General features: G+C 61.7%; 8 protein-coding genes. 2 read left to right on the forward strand and 6 right to left on the reverse strand.

Going from position 1 to position 15,887, the window contains the following annotated elements:
- From QRN59_RS17335 to glf, 3 genes are read right to left on the reverse strand one after another with little or no spacing between them, the layout of a single operon-like run.
- Complete coding sequence (locus tag QRN59_RS17335) at positions 1 to 861, reverse strand: ABC transporter permease (protein ID WP_284983722.1); 861 nt, start codon at positions 859 to 861, stop codon at positions 1 to 3.
- On the reverse strand, positions 858 to 2,870 hold the full coding sequence (locus tag QRN59_RS17340) for a glycosyltransferase (protein WP_284983723.1): 2,013 nt from the start codon (positions 2,868 to 2,870) through the stop codon (positions 858 to 860). The genes QRN59_RS17335 and QRN59_RS17340 overlap by 4 nt, the downstream gene beginning before the upstream one ends.
- The gene (gene glf, locus QRN59_RS17345; RefSeq protein WP_284983724.1) at positions 2,867 to 4,054 is read right to left on the reverse strand and encodes a UDP-galactopyranose mutase; all 1,188 of its coding nucleotides are present in this window, start codon (positions 4,052 to 4,054) and stop codon (positions 2,867 to 2,869) included. The genes QRN59_RS17340 and glf overlap by 4 nt, the downstream gene beginning before the upstream one ends.
- A 207-nt stretch (positions 4,055 to 4,261) precedes the next feature.
- Between glf and QRN59_RS17350 the strand changes: the two genes are divergently transcribed.
- Positions 4,262 to 8,368 (forward strand): type VII secretion EssC family protein, encoded by a 4,107-nt coding sequence (locus tag QRN59_RS17350; protein WP_284983725.1) that lies wholly within the window; start codon positions 4,262 to 4,264, stop codon positions 8,366 to 8,368.
- A 24-nt stretch (positions 8,369 to 8,392) separates the two neighbouring features.
- On the opposite strand, the gene QRN59_RS17355 is transcribed toward QRN59_RS17350, so the two are convergent.
- Entirely contained in the window at positions 8,393 to 8,773 is a 381-nt protein-coding gene (locus QRN59_RS17355) for a hypothetical protein (RefSeq protein ID WP_284983790.1), read from the reverse strand.
- A gap of 345 nt (positions 8,774 to 9,118) precedes the next feature.
- On the opposite strand from QRN59_RS17355, the gene QRN59_RS17360 reads away from it, so the two are divergent.
- Complete coding sequence (locus tag QRN59_RS17360; RefSeq protein ID WP_003804966.1) at positions 9,119 to 9,367, forward strand: WhiB family transcriptional regulator; 249 nt, start codon at positions 9,119 to 9,121, stop codon at positions 9,365 to 9,367.
- A gap of 130 nt (positions 9,368 to 9,497) precedes the next feature.
- Here QRN59_RS17360 and QRN59_RS17365 read toward each other — a convergent pair whose 3' ends face one another.
- Both QRN59_RS17365 and QRN59_RS17370 read right to left on the reverse strand, forming a co-directional pair.
- Positions 9,498 to 10,967, reverse strand: a complete 1,470-nt coding sequence (locus QRN59_RS17365) for a sensor histidine kinase (RefSeq protein WP_284983726.1) — start codon at positions 10,965 to 10,967, stop codon at positions 9,498 to 9,500.
- A 30-nt stretch (positions 10,968 to 10,997) separates the two neighbouring features.
- Positions 10,998 to 15,851: an NAD-glutamate dehydrogenase gene (locus QRN59_RS17370; RefSeq protein ID WP_284983727.1), complete on the reverse strand. Its 4,854-nt coding sequence runs from the start codon at positions 15,849 to 15,851 to the stop codon at positions 10,998 to 11,000.
- Positions 15,852 to 15,887 lie beyond the last annotated feature (36 nt).

A 15,887-nucleotide genomic window follows, 5' to 3' on the forward strand; every position in this document is an offset into this window, starting at 1 on the left:
CTAAAGCTCCTGGGCAAATCGGCCCTCAAGGCGGCGGAACGTCAACTGGCCAAGGAACAAGATCACAGCGGACACCACAAGTCCCACCGGAATCCAAAGGGCGAGCAGATTCGGGGGGACAGCTGCAGTGCCGTCCGTCGTCGGATACCAGAACGCATAATGAAACGCCTCAACGCCGATCGTCAGCGGATTCGTTTGATAGATCGCAAATCCCACATCGCCCAATTGGTTCCTGACCATCGGCCATGAGTACATGACGGGGGAGGCCCAGGTGGCCAGCATGAGCAGCATGTCCACGAAGTTCTCCGAGTCCCTGAAGTACACGTTGGCGGATCCAAAGAAAAGGCCAAGCCCGATGGCCAGCATGCCAACCACGAGGAATCCGGCTACGGCAGCAACCAGCTGAAGGAGACTCGGATGCCACCCAGCCATGAAGCAGCCGAGCAGCAGGACAGCCATCTGGGGCACGAAGTGAACCGCTGAAACCCAGACCGACGCCACCGGGAAGAGCTCCCGTGGCAAGTAGATCTTCTTGATCAACCCACCGTTGTTGACGATGGACCGTGCCGCGTTTGCCAGGGCTTCGCTGAAGAAGTTGATCAGCACAATTCCCGAGAACAGATAGACGGCGTAGTTCTGCATTCCCCGTTCGAGGCCGAGGAACAATCCCAGTGCAACGTAGAACACCACAAATTGGACGCCGGGCTTGACGTAGGACCATAACAGTCCAAGTACCGAACCGCGGTAGCGGACCTTTAGCTCCTTGCTGACAAGTAGTCTCAGAAGGAACCGCGAGCGGAAGACATCAGCCAGTCCTGCCCCAAAACCAGGCCTAACCAAGCCTGATTCAGCTGAGCTCATTTGCTGTCGCTTTCGCTGTGGGCCTCGAAGGTCTTCTGCCACGCTTCCATCGAGGTGATGCGCGGAAGGGCCTCACGGTATTCGTCTCGCAACCGCGGCCAGTTGCGCAATAGCTGAGCGTGGATGGACGCGCTCTCAGCGAGGAACCTTCGCACCTGCTCAGGATTCCGCTGGTACCAGGACGCGCCGGTACCTTCCGCGTTAGAAACTACCGCGCTGTCAAACTGCGCCATGCGCCACCATTTGTTGTCCTGGTGCGCGACATTCGCTTGCGGTCGCTGGGAGCTTGACTCAGTGACCGGTTTGACCAGCTGGCGTAGGACGGTCTTTGCCGCCCAGGGGATGACCGAAACCGCGTTGGGCTTGCTGGTGCCGCGGCCGTGGCGCGGTGGCTTGTCCAACTTGGCTGCCGGAAACTCGTCCAGGTTCTTCTTGAACACCGAGTCCGAGTGGCCGCTCATCATCTCACGGATCTCCGGAAGCCTGGTCGGCAACATTTCATGCAACTGATCGGGGCCAGCGAGGAGGTCCCGCAGCGCCCACAGCCGCCCCTGGGTTGTGGCGTACTGCATGGAAATCACGTGTTTGATGTCGTGGTACTGCGACTCGCGAACCACGCGGCCGCCGTGCTCATACGGGCTATGCAACAAGGCAGCCATGGCGCGGTTGCGGGCATGGAAATACGCCTGCCAACCCACCAGGTCATCCTTGTCGATCCAGGACACGTGCCACACTGCAGAGCCAGGCATGGATACGGTCGGGAATCCAGCCGCTTTGGCCCGTAGGCCGTATTCGGCATCGTCCCACTTGATGAAAACGGGAAGAGACAGGCCGATTTCGCGGATCACCTTGGTGGGGATAAGGCACATCCACCAGCCGTTGTAGTCAACGTCGCACCGGCGGTGCAGCCAAGAGGTTTGGCGCAGGTTGGACCCGTGGAAATCGTGGCCCAGGATCATCTCGTCGCTGGGCAGATCCGGCTGGAACCGGTAGGGGTTCACTGTTTCGCCGAAAGTATGCAAAACCGTTCGGTTGTAGAGGTCAAACATGTGCCCGCCAACGATGGTAGGCGTTTTGCAGCGGCCGGCGAACGTCAGCATCCGAGTGATGCTCTCAGGCTCGACGACGACATCATCGTCCATGAGCAGCACATAATCGCTTCCGTTTTGCACGGCCTCGTACATGCCACGGGCGAAGCCGCCGGAACCGCCCAGGTTGGCCTGGTTGATAATCCGTAGCTTTCCACCGAGTGCATCGTTGATCGCGGCGAAGCCCTCGGCGTCGGCAACCTTTTGCGTACCTTGGTCTACCAGCAACACCTCTTGTACGCGTTGCAGCGCCTGCGGGTTCTCTGAAAGGATGCGCAAGTTGTTCAGACAGAAATCAGTCTTGTTCAAGGTGGTGATTTCCAAGGTGACGGATCCTGGCTCGGAACCGTCATGCTGGGTTTGCCACTCGGCTTCCTCGAGCACAAGCGAATCAGCACCGGCAAGAAGGTCGAACCAATACCAACCGCCGTCCCCGAACGGTGCCAGAGTGAGGTCGAAGGTACTCACGGATCGACCCTCGACGCGCTGGGTATCCACGCGCTGAAGAGAACCGCGGGCATTGGACTTGTACACGATTACGGAGCCGGTGCCCTGTGTGACGACGCTGAGCCGTACACTGTCGACATTCGTCCAGCGACGCCAGTAGCTTGCCGGAAAAGCATTGAAGTAAGAGCCGAACGAAACGCGTTCTCCAGCGCGAACCTTGGTTGAGTTCCTGGACAAAAAGTCCTCGACGTGCGCTTCCTTGGAGGGAGCACTGACCCTACTGACGGTACCGGGCTTGCTTGACGGACTTCCGGCAGCTGTTGGCAGTTGCATGCCCATGGCAGAGCCCATATCCACATACAACGGGACAGTGTCCATCTGGGACTGCCCTGGCAGAATCACCCGCTGAAGCGTCTGCCAACGGATGGCTTCACTCTCTCCGGTCGCAGTTTGTTCCTCGGCGGTCTGGCTCATGCGTCCACTCCTCCACTTTCAATTTCTGCGCCGCTTTCGAAGTGCGGACGGATCTTGTTGTCAAACATGGACAGGGCAGAACCGATGGCCATGTGCATATCGAGGTACTTGTAGGTGCCGAGGCGCCCGCCGAACAGCACGTCCTTTTCGGCGGCCGCGAGATCACGGTACTTCAGCAGCTTTTCGCGGTCATCCGGGGTGTTGATCGGGTAGTACGGCTCATCGCCGCTTTCGGCGAACCGGGAAAATTCGCGCATGATGACGGTTTTCTCCGTCTGATAGCCACGCTCCGGGTGGAAATGGCGCGGCTCGATGATCCTGGTGAACGGGACGTCGTCGTCGTTGTAGTTGACAACGGAGGTTCCCTGGAAGTCGCCCATGTCCAGGACTTCCTCTTCGAAATCGATGGTGCGCCAGGACAGATCTCCCGCGACAAAGTCGAAGTAGCGGTCCACGGGTCCCGTGTACACGACGGGAATCTTGCCGACAACCTTGTTTTTTGAGTACTCATGCGACTCATCAAAGAAGTCCGTGTTCAGGCGCACTTCGATGTTCGGGTGCTCGGCCATCTTCTCGATCCATGCCGTGTACCCGTTGGTCGGCAGGCCTTCGTACTTGTCGTTGAAGTATCGGTTGTCGTAGTTGTACCTGACAGGAAGGCGCGAAATGATGCCCGCAGGGAGGTCCTTGGGGTCGGTCTGCCACTGCTTGCCCGTGTAGTGCTTGATGAATGCTTCGTACAGGGGGCGGCCGATCAGCTGGATGCCCTTGTCATTGAGATTCTGCGGATCGGTTCCCGCGAGCTCACCAGCTTGCTCTTTGATCAGGTCCTGCGCCTGGCTAGGAGTCAGGTTGGCGCGGAAGAACTGGTTGATTGTTGCCAGGTTGATGGGGAGGGAGTAGACCTCACCTTTGTGCACGCCGTACACCTTGTGCACGTAGTTGGTGAAGGTCGTAAACCGGTTGACATACTCCCACACTCGCTCGTTTGAGGTGTGGAAGAGGTGTGCACCATAGCGATGCACCTCGATTCCTGTCTGCTTCTCCGTTTCGCTGTAGGCGTTGCCACCGATGTGGTGCCGGCGGTCAATGACAACAACCTTCAAGCCCAGCTCAGTGGCGGCCTGTTCTGCGATTGTCAGGCCAAAAAAGCCCGACCCGACGATGACGAGGTCAGCGGTCACAAATACTCCTGGTTCGAATGCGGGCAGCCTAATGATCTGCATTGGCTGCAGGTCAAGCCTACCTGAGATGCCGCATCCAATTGCCGCCGCGCTAGTTCGCTGCTCGGCGAGCACAACGTTTTCCACATAGGCCAACTGCCCCAGAACACCTGGTCTTCCTCACAAATATCGTGGAAGAAAAGCAGGCGCCAAACGAAGGAGCGGTCAGTGACATTCCATTGCACCCTCGTCCGGGCCCCACGGGCGTTACGGCAAGGTGAACCGATCGAATTGTCCATAGCCGCGGGCAACGGCACCCCGGGCGCCGTCGTCGAGGCTGCAGTCGCGGCCGAGTTCGGAACTGGAAGACTTGCAGTCGATGGACTGCCACTCAGCGGGCTCACGGTTGGCTCGGCGCCGCTCATGTCGGGAGCTGTGTTGGTGGACGGGCCCGATTCGGAGGCGCAAGACACCCGTGATGGCGATCGTAATCCCGCAGCGTTGTCCTTGCTGGTTCACGCCGGACCAGCCGCCGGACTGGTCATACCGCTGGAACGGGGCAATTACAGGATCGGCCGGAGCCACGCCGATATCTGCCTCCCGGATCCTGATGTTTCCCGGGATCACGCCGTCCTGACGATCTCCGAGACAGCGGTCACCATCAGCGACAACGGGAGCGCCAACGGAACGGTGGTGGATGGACGCAAAGTCCGCTCCGCCCCTCTCTCAACCGCCTCCAGGATCCGGTGTGGCGGCTCCGTCATGTCAGTGGTTTTCGGCGACGAAGAATACGGATCGGAGTCGCTGGGGGCAGCGGGCCTGGGAGTCGCCGAGCCGATCCTGGTCCCCCGGCGCCACGATGCGGGCGGCCGCACGCAACTTTTCCTCACGGCCGGGCTCCCGTTCCTGATGGGAGTTGGAATGGCTCTGGCCACTGGCATGTGGATGTTCCTCGGATTCACCGCAATTTCTGCCATCGCGGTCCTTGCCCCGACAATTTCGGGAAGACGTGAGCGCCGCCTTCTGGCTGCCGCGATCGCGGCGGCCGTCGAACAAGACCGGGCCCGACGACGGCGGTGTTCACCGTCCGCTGCTGAGCTCGCCTACGCCGTCAACTCAGTAGCTTTCCCCTCAGGAGAACACGGGCGAATGCAGTTGACGCTTCCAAGAACCATCACAAGGCAAGGACCCGGCACCGAGCAAGGCGCGGGCACGGCGCAAGGCACGGCGGCTTCCCCCGATATCTGGCTCCGGCTCGGCACCAGTCCGCAGAACGCCCGGGTTGCTGTCGATCCCGCGGACCCGGGCTTTAAGCCACCGCGGTTGGGCCCGGTTCCGGTGGTCCTGGATCCCTCGATCCAAGCTGTTTCCCTCACGGGACCCGGAGCCAGAGTGCAAGGAATGTTCAGATTCCTGCTCATGCAGCTGGCGGCCTTTCCCGGCGCGCGCAACGTCGCAGTCCTCATACACGGACCGATAGCCCTCTTGCCGTCAAGCGCCCGGTTCCTCCCCGGCGTCATCTTGACCACGGACGCCTCTTCAGCCTCGGCTGTTCTTTCCGAGCTCGGGGATAGACCGGGAGCACTGTTTCTGGTGGGGCCTGACCGTGATCACGCAGTCGACTCACTCCGGCTGGCGGCGATCAAGTCTGGCTGGAGAATCTTCCAACGCACCGCGGGAGGAGATGAAAGCGGGTCCGCGGTCGAGCTCTGGAACAAACGCGCAGTCCTCCGCTCGCTTCTTTCAGAAACGGAGTTTGACCCCGACCTTGTGCCTCACCCGGTCTTCGACCGCTACTGTCGCGCATCGGCAAGAGTGCCTGGCTTGTCGATTGAAAGAGCGCCCCTTGTCCCCTCTACCTGCCAGCTTGCCGAACTGCTTCCCCCTGAGCCCTCAAGCATCGCTGCCCGCTGGAGCGCTTCTTCTGTGCGCGAAGGGCTATCCGCGGTCATAGGGCAGGGCGCCGACGGTCCCCGTTCCTTGGACCTGGTTTCGGACGGCCCGCATCTCCTTGTTGCTGGAACCACGGGATCGGGAAAGTCAGAGCTTCTGCGCACGATAGTCTCCGCGATCTCGCTGTCCCACGGCCCGGACAGGGTCAACTTCCTGTTTGTTGATTTCAAGGGAGGTTCCGGCCTCGGGCCATTGCTCGACCTCCCGCAATGTGTCGGAATGCTTACGGACCTCAGTGAACACGAGCTCGAACGTACCCTCTCGTCCCTCCGTGCCGAGGTTCGGATGCGGGAAGCGATCCTTGCGAAGGCCGGCGTCCCTGATTTGCCCGCATATTGGGCCACAGCCGGGGGAATCGGGGGCGGGGCGGCTGCGGGACGAAGAAGCCGATTTCCAGTGGTGCCCCGTCTCGTACTTGTGATCGACGAATTCAGGATGCTCATTGAAGACGCCCCGGATGCCTTGGCCGAATTGATGCGGATCGCCACCTTGGGCCGGTCCCTGGGCATTCACCTGATCATGGCAACACAACGTCCGCAAGGCGCGTTAAGTGCGGACATCCGCGCCAACGTCACCACCAGCATTGCTCTCCGCGTCCAATCAGAAATGGAATCCCTGGACATCATCAACTCGCCGGCAGCGGCATCGATTCCGGTATCCCTGCCTGGCCGCGCCTATATGGTTCGCGGAGTGGAAGATCCCGAGCCCTTTCAGTCAGCGACCCTCTCCGGCGGCCAAAAAGCGACGGCGTCACTCACAAAGGCCATTGCCCGGCCGTCAGCAGGGTCCCTTCGCTTCAGCGGTTGGACCGAAACCGCCGACGCAGAGACTCAAGGTGCGGAGGCAACGCCTGCAGAAGCCGCTCGCCCGATTATCAAAGCAATCAACCGGGTTTGGGACATCCACGGGAGTAGACCGCTCCGAAGACCTGTTGCACATCCGCTTCCCGAGTCCATCTCGTTTCATGAATCCCTCGGCACGACGGCAATGGCGGGCAAGCACGCGGCAAGCGGAACGCCGGCTGGCCCAACAGCCTACCTTGGCTTGGCGGACTTGCCCACACAACAACGAGTTGCCGGCCTGTGCTGGACTCCGCTCGTCCACGGGAATCTTGGACTCGTTGGCCCTCCTGGAAGCGGAGTTGAAGATACCTGTCGGGCAGCAGCCGCGCAGCTTGTTGGAAGTGCCGTTGAACTCCATCTCTATGTCCTTGACGGTGACGGTTCGTTCACCGATGTGGCAGCCCAGGGCCGCGTCGGGGCCGTTGCCTCCCCCAACGAGCCCAGAAGGGGCGTCCGCATCCTGGAGAGGCTCGCAGCTGAGATGTCGGCGCGGCAATCCCTGGGAACCGTCGCCGGGCAAGTCCCCCTTCTGCTGGTCATTTCCAGCTGGGGTTCGTGGGTCTCCGAGTTGCGCTCCGGGCCGCTGGCCTGGGCCGAAGACGTTGTCCACGCGATCGTCCGCGATGGACCGAAGGCAGGACTGGCTGTTCTTGTCACGGGTGACCGCGAACTGACCACGTCGCGCATGTTCGCGTCAATCGCCAACCGCGCATACCTTCCCACCGGGACCACAGAAGAAGGGCGGTTGGCGTGGCCCCGATTCGCGGCAATGAAGCCCCTGAAGGGTCGGGCAGTCGTGAGTGGCAACTTGCTTGATGTCGACACAGCAGTCGCACAGCTTGTCGCGACCCCGACAAGCGCGCCCTGGCCGTACTGCGTACCCCCGGAGCCTGCGCGGCGCCCGTTCCGGGTGGATCCCTTGCCGCAATTCATCCGGGCTTCGGATCTCTCTGCGGACGGCCGAACCGAAACAACTGCCGTTTCCCGCGCTCGCGCGCAGGGGTCGGTGCTCCTCGGGGTTGGAGGGGACGAACACGAACCTGCTTGGATCACGCTGCCGCGCTCAGCCGTCCTCCTCGCGCTCGGCACCCCAGGTTCCGGCAAGTCGTCGCTACTCTCCGCATTGGCCGTGCTCAATCCAGGCCATATTTGGTGGACACCGCCGGAAGGGGCCGATCCGGATGCCTTTTGGGCCGAATTCCACCGGGACGCAAGCCGCAGCATCGTGGGAGCAGAAGTCATCCCCCTCGTGGACGACGCCGAACGCCTCAGCAGCGAAACCGCCGTCCTGCTTGCTGAACTTTGCGGTATGGGTTTCTCAGTCGTGGCAACTGCGGGGAGCCCCGCTCTTCTGCAGCGGACGCCCCTTGCTTCCCTGGCCCGGAACCACGGAAGCGGAATTCTCCTCGGCAACGGGCCGCCTGCGGCCGGAGAATTCTTCGGGGTGCGCGTAGATGTCGAACAGGCGCCACCACCCGGTCGTGCTGTCCTCATCGAGAATGGACGAACACGCTCCCTCCAGATCGCCGCTCCCGACTAGCAAGCCGTGCCCAAGTGAAAACGGCTAGAGTGCGGCGCGGGATCCGCCCGCTCTGGAGGCAAACGCAATGACCCGTTTGTCGAACAAGAAGACAATCCCGGCCAAAGCCGGCACCACCATGGCAAGACCGGCGAGGACCAGCCCACCGGTCATGGTGGGAAACCCGATCGTCAGGGCGAACAGCTGGGCAACCAACGCAGGTGCCCGGGTCCAACGGTAGCCACGGAACAGGAAGTGCCCCACGGCAAACAACAATGCAGAAAAGGCCAACAAAAGGCCCAGCGTAAATACGGCTCCCCAGAACGAGGCCACCGGAGCCCCAGTCACGAGTTCGTATATATACAGGACCCCGGCGGTCAATAGTGCGAGGGCTTCCAGCACAACCACAATCGAAATAACAACGATTCCTAGAGGACGCGGTCCTCCACCGGATGCCCGGCCAAAGCCGTCGGTGCCGGTCCCCTGGCCGTCGTCGCCGGGCGCTGCTGGGTCATGGTTAGGGTTCAGAGGGGGTCTTGACACACTGGCACACTACCGGACATAGTCGAATACCTGTGAGTAGACCGGTAGCCAATGTGATGCATCGCTCACGGTTTCAAACGCTTGAACCCCTTGTTTACATGGCGTTAACATGACACGCTTGACTCAGACGACCAAGGGGGCCCAATGGGTCCCCTTTCCTATGAAGCCTCTCGTGAATATTTTCACAAAAGGCTTAACTAGTACTCACGAATGGAGTGACTGATCAGCATGGATTGGCGTAACCGCGCAGCCTGCCTTGACAAGGACCCGGAGCTTTTCTTCCCAGTAGGCAACACCGGCCCTGCGCTTCTCCAGATCGAGGAAGCGAAGAGTGTCTGCCGTCGCTGTCCCGTCGTGGACACATGCCTTCAGTGGGCCCTTGAATCGGGCCAGGACGCTGGCGTCTGGGGCGGTATGAGCGAAGACGAGCGACGCGCCCTCAAGCGCCGCGCAGCCCGCGCCCGCCGCGCTTCCTAGGCGTCCGGGGGCCAACAAAGCACGGCGCCTGAAGCAAAGAGAACATACGAAGATGGCCCGGACCGAAAGGTCCGGGCCATCTTCGTATGTCTGAGCGGTTACCCAAAGAGCGCACTGTCAGCGGCAGGCGTCAGTTTCGCTCCAGGTTCAGGACGATCTCGACGGCGGTCCCACCGCCGTCGCGCGGCCTCCACTGGATGCTGCCACCCAATTCGCTCGTGACAAGTGTCCGCACAATCTGAAGGCCTAGGCCCTCCGTGTACGAGCCCTCGGGCAGTCCGACGCCGTCATCGGCGATGGTCACGGTCAGGAGTTCATCGCCGCGCTCCCCCGTGGAACGATCGGCCATCAGCCATACCGTTCCGGCCCGTCCTTCAAGGCCGTGTTCCACGGCATTTGTCACAAGCTCATTGATGACAAGCGCAAGGGGCGTGGCGAAGTCACTCGGCAATTCGCCGAACAGGCCAGCGCGCTCGGTCCGGACGTGCTGCGAAGGGGATGCTACTTCTGCCGAGAGCCGGAACTGACGTCCGATGAGTTCATCGAAATCAACGCTCTGCGTGAGCCCCTGCGAAAGGGTCTCGTGAACCAAAGCAATGGTCGCCACCCGCCGCATTGCTTGTTCCAGGCCTTGCTTCGCCTCATCGCTGACCATCCGTCGCGACTGCATGCGAAGCAAAGCCGCCACCGTCTGCAGGTTATTTTTGACGCGGTGGTGGATCTCGCGAATCGTCGCGTCCTTGGTCACGAGTTCGAGCTCGCGGCGTCGCAGTTCGGACACGTCGCGGCACAGTACCAAGGCACCGAAGCGATGCTTTTCGTCGCGCAAAGGAATCGCGCGCAACGACAAACTGACACCGCGGGACTCGATTTCGCTCCGCCACGGCATCCGACCGGTAACCACCAGCGGCAACGTCTCGTCCACCATCCGCCGGTCCTTGAGGAGTCCTGCGGTTACTTCCGCGAGGGACCGTCCTTCCAAGGTTTCCACCTCGCCGAGACGGCGGAACGCCGAGACGCCGTTCGGACTCGCATACTGGACGATGCCGTCGGCGTCGAGCCTGATCAGGCCGTCACCCACGCGGGGAGCGCCACGGCGGGAACCCGTCGGTGACGCGAAGTCCGGCCAGAGGCCCAGCGTTCCCATCCGGAGCAGATCGTAGGCGCATTGCCTGTACGTGAGCTCCAGGCGTGAAGGCATCCGTGAACTGGAAAGGTCCATATGCGACGTGACGACAGCAAGGGTCCGTCCGTTCCTGACCATGGGCACTGCCTCAACCCGCAGGGCCATCTCGCTGCTCCAGCTCGTTTCACTGGAACGTTCGATGGAACGGCTTGACCACGCCTTGTCGACTATCGGTTGGAGATCCGAGCGGATGCCTTCCCCGACGAAGTCCGCATGGAACACCGTGTGGCTCGTCGACGGCCTGACGTGTGCAAGCGCGATATAACCGAATTCAGGATGCGGAAACCATAGGGCCAAGTCCGCGAACGCCAGGTCGGCGACCATCTGCCAGTCGCCGACCAGGAGGTGCAGCCATTCAGCATCTCCAGGCCCGAAATCAGCGTGCTCCCTGATGGGGTCTGTAAAGATTGCCACTGCACCTCCATATAACGCCCGGGCTTGTCCCTAGCGTCGAACGATTGACCTCAAGAGCCTCAATGCTACCGACAGGGAAGCCATGTCGTCGGCCTCCAGCGCGTTGACCTCATCAAACATGCTCTTCGCTCGCCCCAACTGCTCGGCGTTGAGGTCCTCCCAAGCCCGCAAACGAGCCTCGGCGTCGAGGCCGGCGTCGCTCGATTCGAGCACCGACGTCGTCATGTCCGCTACGGTCGAGTAGAGGTCGTCGCGCAGGGCTGCGCGGGCAAGCGCCTGCCAGCGGTCATCGCGCGGGAGTGCCGTAATTCGCTCCAGCAACGAATCCACGTGGAAGCGGTCAAACACCGTGTAATAGACGTGGCTGACCTCTTCCACACGGGCCTCGCGGCTTTGCGTGATCTTGGCGATGTCCAAGAGTACGAAACTCTCGAACAGCTCGGCCCAGCGATGGGCGAGCGTGTCCGGAAGGCCCCAAGAACGCGCCTTTTCAAGCCAACCGGTGACCCGCTCTTTGTCGCTGCCGCGCAAGTAGTCGAGCACCCTGGCCCGCATCGGATCCATCATCGGCTTGAATTCCGCGACAATCTCCGAGATCGGCTTCGAGGCGTTACCCTGGCTGAGCAACCAGCGAACAGCCCGGTCCAGAAGCCTCCGGATGTCGAGGTGGACCGTGCTCCAGTGTTCCGTGGGGAACGAAGCCGGCAGGGCATTGAGCTCCCGCACCATCGAGTCGAGTTCGTAGATCTCACGGAGGGCTACGAACGCCTTCGCGACGGCGACCTCGGTAGCCGAGGTCTCCTCCATCGTGCGGAAGGCGAAGGTGATGCCACCCAAGTTGATCATGTCGTTGGCAACCACGGTTGCGATGATCTCGCGACGCAAGGGATGGGTGTCCAGTTCGGCGTCGAACCGTTCGCGGAGCTGCTTCGGGAAATAGGAGCGAATCGTCTTGCGGAACCAGGGATCATCCGCCAGATCACTGTCCCGCAATGCCGAGCCCAATTCGATCTTGGCATAGGCGGCGAGGACGGACAGTTCCGGCGACGTCAGGCCCTGGCCCTGTTCCAGCCGCTCACGAAGGGTATCGGTGGTCGGCAGCGCTTCAAGGTCCCGTTTGAGGTCGGCGGACTTCTCGAGCCAGTCCATCAGGCGCTCGTAGCTCGGGCTCCATTCGGCGACGCGCGTGCGGTCGTTGAGCAACAGGATGTTCTGATCGATGTTGTCTTCGAGCACAAGGCGCCCGACCTCGTCGGTCATGTCGGCGAGGAAGGATGTGCGCTCGGAAGCATCCAGTTTCCCTGCGGCGACCATGCGGTCCACGAAGATCTTGATGTTGACCTCATGGTCGGAACAATCGACGCCGGCCGAGTTGTCGATCGCATCGGTGTTGAGAATGACACCTTGCAGTGCAGCCTCGATGCGTCCGCGCTGCGTCATTCCGAGATTGCCGCCTTCGCCGACAACCTTGACGCGGAGCTCGCGCCCGTTCACGCGGATGACGTCGTTTGCCTTGTCCCCCACCTCGGCGTGGGACTCGGTGCTGGCCTTGATGTACGTTCCGATCCCGCCGTTGTAGAGGAGATCGGCCGGGGCCAGGAGTATTGCACGCAGAAGTTCCGGAGGACTCAGCTGAACTGTTCCGTCAGGCAGGCCGAGGGCCCTGCGGACCTCCGGCGAGATCGGAATGACCTTGGCCTGACGGGGGAAGACCCCGCCGCCTGCGCTGATGAGCGAGCGGTCGTAGTCATCCCAAGAGGAGCGGGGAAGGTCGAAGAGACGCTTCCGCTCGTCGAAGGACGAAGCCGCGTCCGGCGTCGGGTCCAGGAAGATGTGGCGGTGGTCGAAGGCGGCCAGCAGGCGGATGTGCCTGGAGAGCAGCATTCCGTTGCCGAACACGTCGCCGGACATGTCGCCGACGCCGACCACGGTGAATTCCTCGGTCTGGGTGTCAAGGTCCAGCTCACTGAAGTGGCGCTTGACCGACTCCCATGCGCCACGGGCCGTAATGGCCATGGCCTTGTGGTCGTATCCTACGGAGCCACCGGAAGCGAAAGCGTCCCCCAGCCAGAATCCATACTCGGCGGCCAGTCCGTTCGCGGTGTCCGAGAAGGTTGCCGTGCCCTTGTCGGCAGCGACTACCAGGTACGAATCGTCGTCATCCTGACGGACAACGTCCGACGGCGGCACAATCTTCTCGCCGTCGGCTGTGGTCACGAGGTTGTCGGTGAGATCCAGGAGGCCGCGGATGAAGGTCTTGTAGCTTTCGATGCCTTCCGCCATCCAGGCAGCGCGGTCAAGTGCCGGATCCGGAAGTTGTTTCGCGAAGAATCCGCCCTTGGCACCGGTCGGCACAATCACAGCGTTCTTCACCGTCTGTGCCTTGACCAGTCCGAGGATCTCGGTCCGGAAGTCTTCGCGCCGGTCCGACCACCTCAGGCCGCCACGGGCCACTTTGCCGAAGCGCAAGTGCACGCCTTCAACGCGGGGCGAGTACACCCAGATCTCGTACTTTGGCCGCGGGAACGGCAGGCCGTCGATCGTGGTCGGATCGAGCTTGAAGCTGACGTAGGACTTGCCTTGGAAGTAGTTCGTGCGCAGCGTCGACTCGATGAGGTTGACGAAGGTCCGAAGGACGCGGTCGGCGTCGAGCGTGGCAACCTGGTCAATTGCTTCGGCCAGTGTGGCGCGGGCACCCTCCTGGCGGCCCGGACGCGCGGCGTCAGGTGAAGAAGGATCGAAGCGGGCCCCGAAGAGGTCAATCAGGCCGCGGGCAACCTCCGGGTTGGCGAGAAGGGTGTCCGCAATGAACTCGAAGGAGTTGGTGTTCCCCATTTGGCGCATGTACTTCGCATAGGCGCGGAGCATGACAACCTGCCGCCAGTGGATACCTTCCCGGAGCACGAGCCGGTCGAAACTGTCGGATTCCACCGCACCGGTCACCGCGGCGCTGAAGGAGTCCGCCAGCAGCTGGCCCGTAGCCACCGGGTCGACACCGGCAGGGTACTTCAGGCCAAGGTCGTAAAGGAAGAAGTCCCGGTGGTCGGCAGTCTCAATCTCGAAAGGCCGCTCATCGAGAACCTCAAGGCCAAGATTGTGGAAGTAGGGCAGGATCTGGCTCAGGCTCTTGGGCTCCAAAAGGTAGAGCTTGACGCGGGCATCCTCTTCGAGGAGCTCGCCGGCACCGTTGGGCAAGTAGACATGCACTCCGGGGACCGCCTGGACAGCGACGGCGTCGCGATCGGTTGTTGCGGCATACTTCTCGAAACGCTCAATGTCCTTGAGGGCGTCCTCGACTTCGTAGTCGACACGGTAGCCGGCGGGAAACGCATCCGCCCACAGGGCGGACAGTCGCTCGGCATCCAGCCCGCTGGTGTTCTCGCGGAGCACCTCTGCAATACCTTCAGCCCACGACCGCGAAGCCCGGACAAGCCGCTTTTCGAGTTCACCGGCGTCGACGTCGCGAAGCTCAGCCTCCCGCGGCAGCCGGATACGGAAGAACACCCTTGAGAGTGCGGACTCCGTGATCCGGGCCTCGTAGTCAATGCTCTCGGCCTCGAAGGTCTCGCGGAGTTCCTGTTCAATTCGTTGCCGGACGTTGGTGGTGTAGCGGTCACGGGGCAGGTAGACCAGTGCCGACATGAAGCGTCCGTAGATGTCCGGGCGCAGGAAAAGCTTCGTTCGGCGCCGTTCCTGCAGACGCTGGATGCCCAAAGCCGTTGCTGCCAGATCCTCGGTCTCGATCTGGAAGAGTTCATCACGGGGGTAGGTCTCGAGAATACCGACGAGGTCCTTGCCGGAGTGGGAGTCCTGCGGGAAACCGGCCGAGCGGAGCACGGCGTCGACCTTTTCCCGAACGATGGGGATGTTCCTTACGGAACCGGTGTACGCGCTCGTGGCGAAGAGGCCGATGAAGCGGCGCTCGCCGTTGACGTTGCCCGCAACATCGAAGCTCTTGACACCGATGTAGTCCAGGTACGCGGGGCGGTGCACGGTGGACCGCGAGTTGGCTTTGGTGATGACCAAGGCACGCTTCTCGCGCGCCTTCCGGCGTCCGGCGTCGGTGAGGTGCTGGATTTGGTGCGGGTGGTCCCCCGCCCTCAAGAGTCCCAAACCGCTCGCTTCGCGCAACTCAAGGACGTCTTCACCGTTCTCGGTGATGAGGTCGTATTCCCTGTAACCCAGGAACGTGAAGTTGCCGTTGTCCAACCAACGCAGGAGGTCCTGCGCTTGCCTGAGCTCCGCGATGTCTTCCGGGTGGGCCACCTTGTCCAGGGACGATGCCAGCTCGAGCGCCTTGGTGCGCATTTTGGGCCAGTCTTCGACGGCGGCGCGGACGTCGTTCAGGACGCGGTGGATTCCGTCGACGAGTTCCTTCTGGAAGTCGTCGGCCACTCTGTCGACCTCGACAGCAATCCAGGACTCCATGTGGGAGACGTTGTCACCATGCGAGATCAGATGGGCGATGTTCGGCATTGCCGCGGTGTCACCGCTTGAGATGCCGATGTTCGACGGCACCCGGGCGATGTCGGACAGATCGCCAGTGAGGTGATCACGCGAAACCACGAAGAGTGGGTGCATGACAAGCCGGATAGCGCAGTTCTGGCGAACGAGTTCGGCGTTCACCGAGTCCACCAGGAACGGCATGTCGTCCGTGACGATGTACAGAATGCTGCGATCACCCTCGTTGGCAATCCTGACGGTGGCAGTGCCCGGCTTGCGGCTCTGCCCCGTTTCCCGGTGTGCAGCTGCCCTGGAGGTCAATTGCTCGGCAGCGTATCCGCGGGCGTCCTCCTCTGCGAGATGCTCGTAGTAGTCCCCGAAGAACCCTTCCCGGACTACTGCAGGTTTAGAACGATCCTCCACGCTGGATCCTGACGACATCGACAAACGCCTCCATCACATCTCAATTGCTGCGTC

The organism is Arthrobacter sp. efr-133-TYG-118, from assembly GCF_030209755.1.
Taxonomy (GTDB): domain Bacteria; phylum Actinomycetota; class Actinomycetes; order Actinomycetales; family Micrococcaceae; genus Arthrobacter.